This window comes from Pseudomonas sp. FSL R10-2964 (genome assembly GCF_009600035.1).
Classification (GTDB): domain Bacteria; phylum Pseudomonadota; class Gammaproteobacteria; order Pseudomonadales; family Pseudomonadaceae; genus Aquipseudomonas; species Aquipseudomonas bubulae.
In genome coordinates, this window is the sequence record NZ_WIWH01000004.1 from 53,312 (window position 1) to 66,930 (window position 13,619).

A 13,619-nucleotide genomic window follows, 5' to 3' on the forward strand; every position below is an offset into this window, starting at 1 on the left:
GACATGTTCTATAAAACTGCTCATCTATCGTTAGACTAAAAAGTGATTGGCTGCCCGAGTTTTTATGCCTTTATGATCTGTTCACAACAACTCGTGAAGCAGGAGTGGGGCGATGACTATTCAAGTAAAACCCGTAGCGGGTCGAATTGGTGCACAACTTGAAGGCGTAAAACTGGGCGGTGATATCAGTGGCGAAACATTCGAGTTTATTCATCAGGCCTTGTTGAAATATAAAGTCCTGTTCTTTCGCGACCAGCATTTAAGCGACGCCGAGCACGAAGCATTTTCCCGCCGCTTCGGTGATCAGGTGCCCCACCCGACCGTGCGCTCTGCCGAGCAAAGTTCCGCCATCCTGCACCTGGACGCCAAGGAAACCCGCGCCAACTCCTAGCATACCGATGTGACCTTTGTGGCCAATTACCCGAAAATCTCCATCTTGCGCGGTGTGGTCATTCCACCCTATGGCGGCGACACAGTGTGGGCCAATACCGCATCGGCTTATAACGATTTACCCGAGCCGTTAAAGCAACTTGCGGACAATTTGCGCGCTCTGCACACCAATGTTTATGACTATGCGACGCCTCGCGGTACCGATGAGTCCGGTCTCAAGCGCTATCGCGAACAGTTCACTGCCGAAGTTTATGAAACTGAACATCCGCTGGTTCGCGTTCACCCGGAATCGGGCGAAAGAAGTTTGTTGCTGGGCCACTTTGTCAAAGATATTCAGGGTGTGAGCAGCAACGATTCCAAGCAACTGATTCGCCTGTTCCATGACCGCATTACCCATGTCGACAACACCGTGCGCTGGCGCTGGCAGGAAGGTGATGTGGTGATCTGGGATAACCGCGCCACCCAGCATATTGCGATCAACGACTACGACGATGCCCCGCGCATCGTACGTCGCACCACCATCGACGGCGATGTGCCGGTGGGTGTCGACGGCCGCCTGAGCCAGGCGCTCAAGCCGACCCCGGACACCCGCTCGCCGAAAACCGAAGCCGACAAAAAACACCTCGCCGCCTGACGGGCCGCGCCTTATTGCTTCAAGGAAGACCTGCCCATGGCCACATTCAAAGTAAATGCCCTGTTGCGCAAGACCCGCATTGCCGCCGTGCTGGCGGCGGTCATGGCTGTTCCGCTGGCCGAGGCCGATGTGTTGCGCGTCGGTGTGGCGAGCGCCGGTGGCGGTGATCCGGTCACGTTCAGTGGCTCGCCGCTGGGCATCGTGCGTAACCAGCAACTGCTGGAAAAAGCCTTCGCCGGCACCGGCACCGAGGTGCAGTGGTTCTTCTTCAAAGGCGCTGGCCCTGCGGTCAACGAAGCGTTGTCCAACCAGCAGCTGGACTTCGCCTATCAGGGTGATCTGCCGGCGGTGGTCGGGCGCTCCAACGGGCTGGACACCAAACTGCTGGCAGCACTGGGGGTGCGGGCCAACCTGTATCTGGCGGTGCCAAAGGGCTCTGACATCAAGACCATCGAAGACCTCAAAGGCAAGAAGGTCGCGGTGTTTCGCGGCACCAACGGTCATCTGGTGTCGATCAACCTGCTGGCAGCGCACGGCATGAGCGAGCGCGATATCAAGGTGATCAACCTCGATGCCGGCAGTACCCAGGCAGCCCTGGTTTCCAATGGCGTGGATGCGGCCTTCGGTGGTCGTGAGCTGTTCAAGCTGCGTGACAAGGGCCTGATCGACATCGTTTACGACAACCCTGCCCAGGATGTGCGCTACACCCGTCAGACCGCCTTGGTGGTGCGCGGTGCCTATGAAAAAGAGCACCCGGGCAATGTGCAAAAAGTCGTCGATACCCTGGTGGATGCGGCGAAATGGGCGTCCGAAGACAGCCATCGTGATGAGGTGTTCAGCGAGTGGGCCAAGAGCAACGACCCGGTGGACTCACTGCGCGCCGACTTTACCGGGGTCAGTTTGCGGGACCGGAATTCGCCGCTGATCGACACCTTTCTGGTGAGTCGCTACCAGGCAGTGGCAGAGCAGGCCAAGGACGAAAAGCTGATCCGCCGCCCGGTGAGTATCGAAGGCTGGTTTGAGCCGAACTATTTGCAGACCGCGTTGAAAGCCAAGGGCTTGGAGAGCTTCTGGACGGCCTATGGCGTGGATGGCAAACAGCCCGCCGGCAATGCGGTAGCGGGCAAGTAGCTGCATACCCTTATGGGGATACCCCTGTGGGAGCCCACAGGGAATCCGTTTTTTGTAGTAGCAACAAAGGAGCCAGGCATATGGCCAGGGCACAGACCGTCATACCGCAGCAGTACGCACCGGCGCTACCCAAGGGCAACGTCAAGCGTTTGCCACCGGCCCCGGCACGCCCGGTACGCAAGGTCGAAGTGCCGCGCACCTCGGCCTGGGCCACGACCCTGGGTGACCGGAGCTTGCCCTGGCTCTTGCCGCTGACCCTGCTGGGCCTGTGGTATCTGGGGGTTGAGCAGGGCTGGCTGTCAGAGCAGGTCTTGCCGCCGCCAGCCTATGTTTACGAAACCCTGTCGGATCTCTTTGCTTCTGGCGACCTGTGGATAAATGCTGCCGCCAGCCTGCAGCGGGTAGTCGTCGGGTTTGCCCTGGGGGGCGCTATCGGTGTGGCGCTGGGGCTGGCGATGGGGTTGTCGAAAACCGTCGAGGATTATCTGCTGCCCACCTTCAATGCCATTGTGCAAATCCCGGTCTTGGGCTGGTTGCCGTTTGCCTTGTTGCTGTTCGGCATCGGCGAGCCGCTCAAGTACGTGCTGATTGCCAAGGCGGCGATGGTGCCGATCACCCTGTGCACCTTGCAGGCTTTCCACCAGGCGCCCAAGGGCTTGCTGGAAGCAGGGCGGGCCTATGGTTTCAGCCGCTGGCAAAGTGTGGTGTTTATCGTGTTGCCGGCGGCTATCCCGACCCTGTTTACCGGCCTGCGCCTGGGCTTCACCAAGGCCTGGCTGTCGCTGGTAGTGGTTGAGCTGGTGGCGTCGAGCGAAGGGCTGGGTTACCTGATTGTCTATGGTCGCCAACTGTTCCAGCTGGATCTGGTGATGGCCGCCGTGGTGGTGGTCGGGGCGATCGGCCTGGTGATCGACCGTGGTTTTGATTATGCCGAGCGCCGCCTTAATCGTGGCCGCGCATCGGTAGCGGGGCGCCTGTCATGAGCAGCGCATTGGCTATCAGTCATGGCAGCAGCCGTCGCTATCGCGGCTGGGTGTTGCCGATCAGTGCCGTCGCCCTGTGGTGGCTGGCTTCGCATTTGGGCTGGAGCCAGTCCGGGCTGCTGGTTTCACCGGAGAAAGTGGCGGCCACGGCCTGGGATCAGATCGCTTCGGGCAAGTTCTGGCGGGCCATCAGCGCCAGCCTGACGCGCAACCTCAGCGGCTTTTTTATCGGCACCGCCCTGGGCCTGGTGCTGGGTTGCCTGCTGGGCCTGTCGCACTATTTCGAGCGTTTGGTAGGCCCGAGCTTCAACACCTTCAAACAGATTTCGCTGTTCGCCTGGATCCCGCTGATCTCGGTGTGGTTCGGCCTGGGCGATGTGGCCAAGGTGGTGTTTTTGTCACTGGCGGCCCTGGTGCCGGTGGTGGTCAATACCTGCGACGGCCTGCGCAATGTGCCGCCCAACCTGCTGGAAGTGGCGCGGGTCTACCGCTTCAGCCGTTGGCAGACCATCGTCGGAGTCATGCTGCCCGCCGCCTTGCCCTCGATTTTCACCGGGCTGTATCTGGCGCTGGTGTACTCGTGGCTGGCGACCATCGGCGCCGAATATCTGCTGGTGTCGGGGGAGGGCATCGGCAACACGCTGATCGATGGCAGCGAGCATTTCATGATGGACCTGGTGCTGTTCGGCATGGTGGTCATCGGCCTGGTGGGCTGGAGCCTCAATGCCCTGGCCCGAATTTTTGAGCGACGCATGCAACGCCTGTACGGCATTGAACCGCGTTAATCGGCACTTTCAAAAGGATTGCAGCATGCTCAATAACAGCCTGACCCTGGAAAACATCAGCAAGCGCTTTGCTTCGCGCCCCGGTAGCAGCAGCCAGTTGCAAGTGCTGGACAATATCCAGCTGGATATCGCTCCCGGCGAATTTATCAGCATCGTCGGTGCCAGCGGTTGCGGCAAGTCCACCCTGCTGCGCCTGATTCTGGGCCTGGACGAGGAGTACGAGGGGCGCATCCTGCTAAATGGCCAGCCCATCGACGGCACGGGGCTGGAGCGCGGCATCGTGTTTCAGGATCACCGTTTGTTCCCCTGGCTCAACGTTGAACAGAACGTTGCCGTGGCGCTGAAAAACTCGCCGCTGAGCACAAAGGAAAAGCGCGACACCGTGCGCGAACATATCGAACTGGTGGGCCTGCAGGACTTTATCGACGCCTACCCGCACCAGATTTCCGGCGGCATGGCCCAGCGTGTGGCGATTGCCCGGGGGCTGGTCAACCGCCCCAGCGTGCTGTTGCTCGACGAACCCCTTGGCGCCCTCGATGCTCTGACCCGGGCGCGCTTGCAGGGCGAGCTGCAAAACATCTGGGCCAAGGAAAAAATCACCATGATCCTGGTGACCACACGATGTGGATGAGGCTGTGTTTCTCGGTGATCGCGTGGTGGTCATGCAGCCCAACCCCGGGCGTATCCGGCGCATCCTCGATATCGACCTGCCGCGCCCGCGCAACCGCAGTGACAGCCGCTTTATCGCCCTGCGCGACGACGTGCTGAGTGACTTCGCCGAATTGCATTGAACCCCTGCCACCTGAATTCAGAGAACAGAACATGTCCGAACGTCAGCTCAGCCTCAACCTGTTTATCTACCCCAACGGCCATCACGAAGCCGCCTGGCGCCACCCGCAGTCAGTGCCGGAGTCGTCCATGGACATTGGCTACTACCAGCAGCTGGCGTTACGCGCCGAGCGCGAAAAGCTCGATGCGATTTTCTTTGCCGACTCGCCGTCACTGGCCGAAAGCGGCCGCGAAGGCCTGCGCATCCGCTTCGAGCCGGTGACCTGGCTGGCAGCCATTGCGGCGGTTACCCAGCGCATCGGCCTGATTGCCACGGCCAGCACCACCTACAGCGAACCTTACAACCTGGCGCGTTCGTTCAGCGCGCTGGATCACCTGAGCAAGGGCCGTGCGGGCTGGAACATTGTCACCACGTCAATGGCTGCCGCAGCGGCCAACTTTGGGCTTGATGAACACCCTTCGGCCCATGATCGCTACGCCCAGGCCGAAGAGTTCGTGCAGGTGGTCGGTGACCTGTGGGACAGCTGGGAAGACGATGCGCTGGTGCTGGATAAAACCGCCGGGGTATTTGCCGACAGCGGCAAGGTGCACTCGATCAACCACGTCGGCGCTTACTATAAGGTCAAGGGCCCGCTGAACTCGCCGCGTTCGCCCCAGGGGCGACCGGTGCAGGTGCAGGCCGGCTCATCCGAGGATGGTCGTGATTTTGCCGCCAGGCATGCTGAAGCCATCTTTACCGCGCACCAGACGCTGCAAAGCGCCACGGAATTTGCCAATGACATCCGCGCCCGGGCGAAAGCCGTGGGCCGCGACCCGCGCCAGCTGAAAATTCTTCCGGGCATCAGCCCGTATATCGCCAGCACCGAAGCCGAAGCGCAGCGCAAGTTTGATGAACTCAATGAGCTGGTATTGCCCCACGTGTCCCTGGGCCAATTGCGGCGCATGTTGGGTGTGGACTTGTCGGGTCAGGATCTGGACGCCCCGTTTCCGCGCCATCTGATCAACTTCGAAGGCGTCGAAAGCCAGTCCAGCCGCTTCAAGCTGATCATCGATATTGTCGACCGCGAAAACGTCACCTTGCGCCAGCTGATCAACCGCCTGGCGGGGGCGCGCGGGCATTGGGTGCCGGTGGGTACCCCGGTGCAGATTGCCGACTTGATTGAGCAGTGGTTCCGCAGCGGTGCGGCGGATGGTTTCAACGTGATGCCGCCGGCATTCCCCGATGGTTTTGAAGTCTTCCTCGACGAAGTGCTGCCGATCTTGCGCCAGCGCGGCTTGTTCCGCAGTGAGTATGCGGGCAGCACCTTGCGCGAACACTACGGCCTGACTCGCCCGGAGTCGCGCTACACCCTGAAAACCGCCTGACTCCCCCCACCCTAGTGGGAGCGAGCCTGCTCGCGAAGCTGGCCTTGATGCCTTCGCGAGCAGGCTCGCTCCCACAATTCAAAACCCACAAGGAGCGGGCATGAACCCGATCAACAACAGAAGAGCATTCCTGCGTAGTTGCGCGGTATTGGGTGCGGTCGGCGCTGCGGGCATTCTGCTGCCCGGTTGCGAAAAAAAGGACAGCGGCGCTAAAAGCGCCGCCGTGATCAAGAGCCGCGCCGATCAGGTGGTGGACTTCAAATACCCCGACAACCCCTCATTCGATCTGGTCTATGTCGCCGACTCCCTCGGCTATTTCGAAGGCTCGCGGGCACGGCCCAAGTACATCGGCCGTATTGCCGCGCCCCAGATCATTCCATTGACCGGCACCGGCGAAATAGACTTCGGCGCGCGCATGGTACCGCTGGTGATTTCAGCCATCGCCAGTGGTCTTGACCTCAAGGTGGTGGCCGCCGGCGGCAAGACCCTGCAAGAGGCTCCGCACATGAAATACTTCGTGCGCGACGACTCCGGCATCGTCAAGCCCAAAGACCTGGAAGGCAAGACCGTAGGCTTCAACAGCTTTGGCGCCTGCGCCGAATTTGTCACCAAAAAATACCTGCGCGAGCAGGGCGTCAATGTCGACAAGATCAACTGGGTGGTGGTGCCGGACAACCAGGCCGAGCAGACCCTGGCCACCGGCAATATCGACATTGCAATCATTCATCCGCCATCGTCCGGCGGTGCCGAGCACAACCCGGCATTACGCAAGCTGTGGAGCGACTACGATCTGGATGGCGGATTGGGCGGCATGGCGCCCTACAGTGTGTATGGCAAGTTCAGCCGCGAGAACCCGGAGGCTACCCGCGACGTTGTAAACGCGATCGCCCGCGCGGCCAACTGGGTCAATGCCAACCCCGACGACGCGCGCAAAATTACCTCCGAGCGCGTCGGCATGAAGCTCGAGCTGGTGGAGCGCTTTGCCTATGTCGATGACCTGGTAGTGACCGAGCCGCCGATTCAGTACTACATCGACATTCTCGAAAACGAAGGCAAGATCAAAAAAGGTTCGATAGGGGTCAAGGATGTCTACACCAACGACTTCAACCCGTTCGCCCGGGGGCATGCCTGATGCCGGAACACAAGATCGTCGCCCGTGACCTGAGCATGGAGTACCGGGCCTTGAATGAAGCGGGGCGAGAGGAGCGGGTGCCCGTGCTGGAGGGGTTTGACCTGCAGGTACGCGAGGGCGAGTTCCTGTCCATCCTCGGGCCTTCGGGCTGCGGCAAGTCGACCTTTATGAATATCCTTGCAGGGCTTGCGCACAAGACCGGCGGCGACCTTCTGGTCGATGGCCGGCCCCTGCAGGGCATCAACCGTAACCAGGGTGTTGTGTTCCAGGGCTATGCATTGCTGCCCTGGCGCACGGTGGTCGACAACATTGCCGTGGGCCTGGAGATCCGCGGGGTGGCCAAGGCCCGGCGGCTGGAAACAGCCCGCGAATACCTGGAGCTGGTGGGCCTCAATGGCTTCGCCTCGCGCTACCCTCACGAGTTGTCCGGCGGCATGCGCCAGCGCGTAGCGATTGCCCGCTCGCTGGCCTACAACCCGGATGTGCTGCTGATGGACGAACCTTTCGCCGCCCTCGACGCGCAAACCCGCGAGACCCTGCAGAGTGAGTTGCTGCGCATTTGGGATACGCACAAAAAAACCATCGTGTTTATTACCCACAGCCTGGACGAGGCGATTTTCCTGTCGGACCGGGTGGCGGTGATGACCCAGCGCCCGGGGCGGATCAAGGAGATCTTCGACATCGACCTGCCGCGCCCGCGCCAGCCGGAATTGCGTAATACCCAGGCCTTTGTGCATTACCGCCAGCGTGCCTGGGAAGCCCTGCGCGACGAGGTCACAGACGTGGCCCGTGAGCCCGTTGCGGCGCCAGTGCCTCAGAACTGGCAGAGCATCGCGACCCTGGGTGGTTATCGGATTGGAGTGTAAACATGGGCTTTAAATTGACTTCACGGCGGGTGATCGACAGCTCGGTGGGTATTGTCCTGTTCCTCGCCCTCTGGGAGGCCTTGCCGCAATTGGGCGTGGTCAACCCCGGCTACCTGAGCCCGCCATCGGCGGTGCTGGGTGCGGTGCTCGACCTGGCCAGCAGTGGCGATCTGATCAAGCACTTGCAGGCCAGCCTGTTTCGTTCCTTTGCCGGACTGCTGCTGGCGATTGCCTGCGGTGTCAGCCTGGGGTTGATAATGGGCTGGTTTGCACGGGTCGAACATGTGCTTGATCCGTTGTTGCAGTTCTTCCGCCAGACCTCGGCGCTGGCATTGTTTCCGGTGTTTATTCTGTTTCTGGGTATCGGTGAACTGTCGAAAATCGCGATCATTTTCTGGGCGTCGTTCTGGCCGATCCTGTTGAGTACCATCAGCGGCGTTAAGCAGGTCGACGGGTTGCTGATCAACTCGGCGCTGTCGATGGGCGCGAACCGCTGGTTTCTGTTTACCAAAATAGTGCTGCCGGCGGCGTCGCCGTCGATCTTTACCGGGATTCGTCTGGCGGGTGCGTATTGCATCACGGCACTGGTGGCCGCCGAGATGATTGGTGCTCATTCGGGGCTGGGCTTCCTCACGCTGAACTCCCAGGAGGTGTTCCAGATTCCCAGCATGTACGCAGGCATTTTGCTGCTGGCGGTGGTGGGTTTGCTGCTCAACTTTTTGCTGGCCTTGCTGGAACGGCGCTTTACCTACTGGCGCCGGGGCTTGCGCCACGGTGGTTAGGTGGCTGGCAGCAGTGGTGGTTGGCGCTGTGTCGCTGGGCGCCTGGCAATGGCCATTGGCACCGGGTGAGATGCCTCGTGGGCCGCTGTTGCAGGCGGCCGAACAGCGCCAGGTCTTGCGTGTGGGCGTACGCAGTTACCCACGGCCGAGCCTGGGGCAAGAGGCGCTGGTGGCTGAGCCGGATGAACTGGACAGTCAGTTGGCCGAGGCCCTGGGGGCTTACCTTGGACTGAAGGTGCAGTTGCAGGCATTGCCGCAGAGTGGCCCGTTGAGTGACGACCACGTCGACCTGGTCATTGCCGGCAGTCTGAAACTGCCGGTCGAAGCAGACCGGGTGGCGAGCTTGCGGGATTTGCCGGTGCAGTACCGTGCGGGAGCGTTGATTGGCTTGCGCAATGCTCCCGCCCGTCCTGTGCGCGGGCAAAGCGTATGCCTGGCGATGGGTAGCCCGTGGGCGCAAACCCTGCAGCAACAGGGCGCCGAGCTGCGCACTTATGTGTCGTCGATCCGTGCCGCGGTGGCGTTTATGGCGGGCGAGTGCAACCTGCTGGCGGAAGAACGCAATAGCTTGCAGGCGCTGGCACAGGCGCCGGACTGGCGCTTCTATGCGCTGTTACCGCAGACCTTGAAGGCAAGCAGCGACCTGCGGGTTTACCTGCCCGTAGTCGACAAGCAGAGCCGCGCGTTGATCAATGCGGCACTGCGCGACTGGCAGGCCCGTGGCGGCCAGACCCGTGCATGGGAGCTGCGCAGCAATGCGTTGCTGGTAGACAGCCTGAAAATAGGCGACGGGTTGGTGTGTCACTGAGCGATACCACGCCACGGTGGGAGCGGGCTTGCTCGCGATGCAAACGGTGAGGTCTGTCAGGCAAACCGCGTCGATGCCATCGCGAGCAAGCCCGCTCCCACAGGGTTTACTCCGCCACACCAATGCGCCATTGCGCCGGTGGCGGTGTGCCGTTCACCGCAAAATCCCCCACGATGCGACTCTTGTAGATACGCGGGTTATGCGACGACAGCGTGCGCGCATTGCGCCAGAAACGGTCCAGTCCCAAGGGCTTGAGGGTGGCCGATGCACTCAGTGCATCAAACAGATCGCCACTGGCCTTGATGATCAAGTCCGAGACTATGGTTTGCGACTGCGCCACTTCCAGTTCGGCAATATTCACGGCGTGGCTCAGGGCGTGTTCATCATTGCTCAAATGGGCCTGATGGACTCGCTCCAGCGCCTGGAAGTTCTGCGCTGCAATAGCGCCGGCGGCATAGGCCGCGCTGCGCAGGTTGCCCACCACTTGCAGCACTTGCGGGTCGTGGGCCACGCGCGGTGCATTGCCGCTGCTGAAGCTGCGGGTGCGCCTGGCCACATGCCCGGCAGTTTCGTCGGCCAGCGCGCGGCCAATCCCGGTCAGGGTTGCCGTGTGCACAGACTGGAAAAAAGCCGGTGAATAGCGAAAGCGGTTTTCAGCCAGAATCACATTGAGCGGATCCACCGGCACTTCGCGAAAATGCGCGGTGCCGCTGGCGGTCAACGTCTGGCCGAAACCGTTCCAGTCGTCGATGATTTCCACCCCCGGATCATTGGTGCGCACCGTCACCGATACGCGCTGTTCATCCGGGTTGTTGGCGCTGACATCGACCCAGTCGGCATACAGCGCACCGGTGGTGTAGAACTTGCTGCCACTCAATTGCCAGTGGCCGCCGTGAAGGCTCAGGCGGGTGCCGAATTCAAGCTGTTTGGCATTGCCCACTTCGCCGGACGCCGGGCTGACGGTTTCGCCACGACCCAGGCGCTCCAGCCACACGCCCTGATACTCAGGGTCGCGACTATTGAGCAGGTTTTCACAAAAACCGAAGTGCCCGCGCAATGATTGCACCAGGTTTGAATCGGCCTCGGCCAGTTCGATCAGCAGGTTGAACAGTACCGGCAGGCTGGCGCCGGCACCACCATATTCCTTGGGCACGCGCAGGGTGGTGAAGCCTGCCTCCTTGAGCCATTGCAACTCCTGGAGCGGCAAGCGCCGCTCCAGTTCGCGATCTACGGCTCCTTGACGAATCTGCGCAAAGACCGGCCGATAACGGGCCGCCAATGCTTCGTATCGCGCCGACGGGACGGCGCCCCAGGCAGAGTCAATTTGCGACATGTCGTGCTCCTTGGCGTTGAGCGGATTACCAGCCGACGGCAAAGCGCAGGCCGGATACAGGTTGAGGGGCCGGTTCCGGCGCAGCGGCGCCGGGTATCGCCGCCAGCAGGCGACGGGTGTAGGGGTGCCGGGGTGAATGCCAGAGGGTTTGCGGGGTGGCCTGTTCGACGATTTGCCCTTGCTCCATCACCAGAATCCGGTCGGCGAAATAGCGCACTACCGACAGGTCGTGGGAGATAAACAGATAGGACAGGCCCAGCTCTTCGCGCAGCTCCACCAGCAGGTTGAGGATCTGCGCCTGGATCGAAACATCCAGCGCCGATACCGGTTCGTCGCAGATCACCAGCCGCGGCTTGAGGATCAACGCCCGGGCAATGCCGATGCGCTGGCGCTGGCCACCGGAAAACTGATGGGGCAAGCGCGCCAGGCTGCTGCGCGCCAACCCCACGGCATCGAGCATTGCGAAGCGGGCCTGCTGGCGTTGGCCCGGGTCGGTCTGCCCGTGCAGGCGCTGCACCCGATCGAGAATGCTCTCCACGCTGTGGCGCGGGTTAAGCGCCGCGTAGGGATCCTGAAAAATCATTTGCACCTGACGGCGCCAGCCCAGCAGCGACTCGTCCTTGAGGCTGGCGATATCGCGTCCGTCGAATTCGATTGTGCCACTGCGTGCGGGCAGTAAACGCAGCAGGGTGCGACTGAGGGTCGACTTGCCGCAACCCGACTCGCCCATCAGGCCCACGCTCTCGCGCTCGCCCACTTCAAGGCTGATGCGGTCAAGTACGGTGCTGTTGCCATAGCCGGTGGTCAGGTCGCTGACCTTGAGCAGCGCCGGGTTGCCCGTGGGTGCCCGAGGCTGGCGGCCCGGCGCGTAGAGGGTGGACTTGACGCCATAGCGGGTGGCCTGCTCCGGCTGGCGCTCGACATTGATTTCAGCCAGACGGTTACTCAAGTAATGCTGCTTATGTTCAGCCCCCAGCGACGCCTGCAGCAGGCCGCGACTGTAGGGGTGTTGCGGGTGCTCGATCAGGTCGCGGGTCGACCGGCTTTCCAGGGCGTGGCCATCGTGCATCACGATGACCCGGTCGGCGTGCTGGCCGACCACGCCCAGATCATGGGTAATCAGCAGCAGACCCATGCCCAGCTCGCCCCGCAAACGAGCCAGCAACTCAAGGATCTGCGCCTGCACGCTGACATCCAGCGCCGTGGTCGGCTCGTCGGCGATCAACAGTCGGGGCTGGCATGCAATCGCCATGGCGATCACTACCCGCTGGCGCTGGCCGCCCGACAAGTGCTGTGGGTACTCACGTAAATGCGCTGCCGGGCGCGGCAATTGCACCAGGGCGAACAGTTCTTCGGCCCGCTGCCAGGCCTGGCGCCGGGTCAGGTCAGTGTGGGTCAGCAGGATTTCGCTGACTTGCTCACCCAGGGTGAGTACGGGGTTGAGGCTCGACAGCGGGTCCTGAAAGATCATGCCCTGTGCACTGCCCTGCAATTGGCGCCGTTGGCGGGGGGGCATGGCCAGCAGATCGCGGCCTTCGAACAAGACCTGACCGCCCAGCCGGGCGTTGTCCGGCAGCAGGCCCATCAGGGCCAGGGCCGTGGTGGATTTACCGCAGCCGGACTCACCCACCAGCGCCAGTGTCTCGCCGGCTTGCAGGGTGAAACTCAGGTCTTTGACGGCATCGGCGTTGTCGTAGCTCACGCGCAAACCGCGTACGTCCAGCAGGCTCATGGGATATACCGTCGCAGGCGAGGGTTGAGGGCGTCATTGAGACCGTCGCCCAGAAGGTTGAGGGCCAGCACCACGAAGATGATTGCCAGCCCCGGCAGGGCGGTGAGGTACCAGCCGCTGGCGATCTGCTCGCGGCCACTGCCGAGCATGGCGCCCCAACTGGCCTGATTCGGGTCGCTCATCCCCAGAAAGGCGAGCCCGGCTTCCACCAGAATCGCCTGGGCGATCAGGATCGAGGTGGTGACCACCAGCGGCGCGAGGGCGTTGGGCAGGATTTCGCGCAGGATAATCGCGCTGTTGCCGAAGCCCAGGCTGCGCGCGGCAGTGACAAAGTCGGCTTCACGCAGGTTACGGAACTCGGCGCGTACCAGGCGTGCCACCGTGGGCCATGAGGAGATACCGATCGCCAGCGCGATAACCCCCAGCGTCGGGTTGCCGATGGCCACGATCACGATCACCAGCAAAAAAGACGGCACGGTCTGGAACACTTCGCAGAGGCGCATCAGCACATCCCCCAGCTTGCCGCCGTGGTAGCCGGCCAGAGCCCCGACCAGCCCGCCGATCAGTACGCTGATCAGGGTGGCGCTGGCGGCAATCAGTAAAGACCCGCGGGCCCCGTGGGCGATCCCGGCAGCTACGTCGCGGCCCAGTGAGTCGCTGCCCAGAAAGTAGCCCGGATCGTCGCCGGGCCACAGCATCGGCATGGCGACCATATCCAGCGGGTCACCGGGGTAGAGCGTGCCCGCCAGCAGTGCCAGGGTCAGCACCAGTGCCAGCATGGTCGCGCCAATCAGCGCCGAGGGATTGCGCAACAGGGCCGTCCAGACGCTTTCGCTGTAGCCGGTCGGAGCGTTTGGCAGTACGGCAGTGGTCATGGGGCAGCTCCTTT

The 13,619-nt window shown here is 62.0% G+C and carries 11 protein-coding genes and 2 pseudogenes; 10 read left to right on the top strand and 3 right to left on the bottom strand.

The window, feature by feature from the left end:
* The first annotated feature begins 112 nt into the window (after window positions 1-112).
* The 10 genes and pseudogenes from GHN92_RS03335 to GHN92_RS03380 all read left to right on the top strand — a co-directional run bounded on the left by GHN92_RS03335 (window position 113) and on the right by GHN92_RS03380 (window position 9,665).
* A pseudogene (locus GHN92_RS03335) lies at window positions 113-1,024 on the top strand (TauD/TfdA dioxygenase family protein).
* A 36-nt stretch (window positions 1,025-1,060) separates the two neighbouring features.
* Window positions 1,061-2,155, top strand: coding sequence for an ABC transporter substrate-binding protein (locus GHN92_RS03340; RefSeq protein WP_095002504.1), 1,095 nt, complete (start codon window positions 1,061-1,063; stop codon window positions 2,153-2,155).
* 80 nt (window positions 2,156-2,235) lie between these two features.
* Window positions 2,236-3,138, top strand: coding sequence for an ABC transporter permease (locus GHN92_RS03345; RefSeq protein ID WP_130872483.1), 903 nt, complete (start codon window positions 2,236-2,238; stop codon window positions 3,136-3,138).
* On the top strand, window positions 3,135-3,923 hold the full coding sequence (locus GHN92_RS03350) for an ABC transporter permease (protein ID WP_095027123.1): 789 nt from the start codon (window positions 3,135-3,137) through the stop codon (window positions 3,921-3,923). The genes GHN92_RS03345 and GHN92_RS03350 overlap by 4 nt, the downstream gene beginning before the upstream one ends.
* Window positions 3,924-3,948: 25 nt before the next feature.
* A pseudogene (locus tag GHN92_RS03355) lies at window positions 3,949-4,714 on the top strand (ABC transporter ATP-binding protein).
* A 31-nt stretch (window positions 4,715-4,745) separates the two neighbouring features.
* A complete protein-coding gene (locus GHN92_RS03360; protein WP_130872484.1) occupies window positions 4,746-6,077 on the top strand; it encodes an LLM class flavin-dependent oxidoreductase in 1,332 nt (443 codons plus the stop codon).
* A 100-nt stretch (window positions 6,078-6,177) separates the two neighbouring features.
* On the top strand, window positions 6,178-7,209 hold the full coding sequence (locus tag GHN92_RS03365) for an ABC transporter substrate-binding protein (RefSeq protein ID WP_133143992.1): 1,032 nt from the start codon (window positions 6,178-6,180) through the stop codon (window positions 7,207-7,209).
* The gene (locus GHN92_RS03370) at window positions 7,209-8,075 is read left to right on the top strand and encodes an ABC transporter ATP-binding protein (RefSeq protein ID WP_133143993.1); all 867 of its coding nucleotides are present in this window, start codon (window positions 7,209-7,211) and stop codon (window positions 8,073-8,075) included. Before GHN92_RS03365 ends, GHN92_RS03370 begins: the two co-directional genes overlap by 1 nt.
* Before the next feature lie 2 nt (window positions 8,076-8,077).
* Window positions 8,078-8,857 (top strand): ABC transporter permease, encoded by a 780-nt coding sequence (locus GHN92_RS03375; RefSeq protein ID WP_095020661.1) that lies wholly within the window; start codon window positions 8,078-8,080, stop codon window positions 8,855-8,857.
* 13 nt (window positions 8,858-8,870) lie between these two features.
* A complete protein-coding gene (locus GHN92_RS03380; protein WP_133143995.1) occupies window positions 8,871-9,665 on the top strand; it encodes an ABC transporter substrate-binding protein in 795 nt (264 codons plus the stop codon).
* Between the two features lie 106 nt (window positions 9,666-9,771).
* Here GHN92_RS03380 and GHN92_RS03385 read toward each other — a convergent pair whose 3' ends face one another.
* Genes GHN92_RS03385 through GHN92_RS03395 form a run of 3 tightly spaced genes read right to left on the bottom strand, consistent with a single transcriptional unit; the run spans window position 9,772 to window position 13,605 of the window.
* Window positions 9,772-10,998, bottom strand: coding sequence for an acyl-CoA dehydrogenase family protein (locus tag GHN92_RS03385; protein WP_133143996.1), 1,227 nt, complete (start codon window positions 10,996-10,998; stop codon window positions 9,772-9,774).
* A 25-nt stretch (window positions 10,999-11,023) separates the two neighbouring features.
* A complete protein-coding gene (locus GHN92_RS03390) occupies window positions 11,024-12,730 on the bottom strand; it encodes an ABC transporter ATP-binding protein (RefSeq protein ID WP_153379368.1) in 1,707 nt (568 codons plus the stop codon).
* Complete coding sequence (locus GHN92_RS03395) at window positions 12,727-13,605, bottom strand: ABC transporter permease (protein ID WP_133143997.1); 879 nt, start codon at window positions 13,603-13,605, stop codon at window positions 12,727-12,729. Before GHN92_RS03395 ends, GHN92_RS03390 begins: the two co-directional genes overlap by 4 nt.
* Window positions 13,606-13,619: the final 14 nt, after the last annotated feature.

Excerpts from the sequence above, each read along its gene's own strand:
- GHN92_RS03340 (WP_095002504.1), top strand. The coding sequence starts at position 1,061 with ATGGCCACATTCAAAGTAAATGCCCTGTTGCGCAAGACCCGCATTGCC.
- GHN92_RS03345 (WP_130872483.1), top strand. The coding sequence starts at position 2,236 with ATGGCCAGGGCACAGACCGTCATACCGCAGCAGTACGCACCGGCGCTA.
- GHN92_RS03350 (WP_095027123.1), top strand. The coding sequence starts at position 3,135 with ATGAGCAGCGCATTGGCTATCAGTCATGGCAGCAGCCGTCGCTATCGC.
- GHN92_RS03360 (WP_130872484.1), top strand. The coding sequence starts at position 4,746 with ATGTCCGAACGTCAGCTCAGCCTCAACCTGTTTATCTACCCCAACGGC.
- GHN92_RS03365 (WP_133143992.1), top strand. The coding sequence starts at position 6,178 with ATGAACCCGATCAACAACAGAAGAGCATTCCTGCGTAGTTGCGCGGTA.
- GHN92_RS03370 (WP_133143993.1), top strand. The coding sequence starts at position 7,209 with ATGCCGGAACACAAGATCGTCGCCCGTGACCTGAGCATGGAGTACCGG.
- GHN92_RS03375 (WP_095020661.1), top strand. The coding sequence starts at position 8,078 with ATGGGCTTTAAATTGACTTCACGGCGGGTGATCGACAGCTCGGTGGGT.
- GHN92_RS03385 (WP_133143996.1), bottom strand. The coding sequence starts at position 10,998 with ATGTCGCAAATTGACTCTGCCTGGGGCGCCGTCCCGTCGGCGCGATAC.
- GHN92_RS03390 (WP_153379368.1), bottom strand. The coding sequence starts at position 12,730 with ATGAGCCTGCTGGACGTACGCGGTTTGCGCGTGAGCTACGACAACGCC.
- GHN92_RS03395 (WP_133143997.1), bottom strand. The coding sequence starts at position 13,605 with ATGACCACTGCCGTACTGCCAAACGCTCCGACCGGCTACAGCGAAAGC.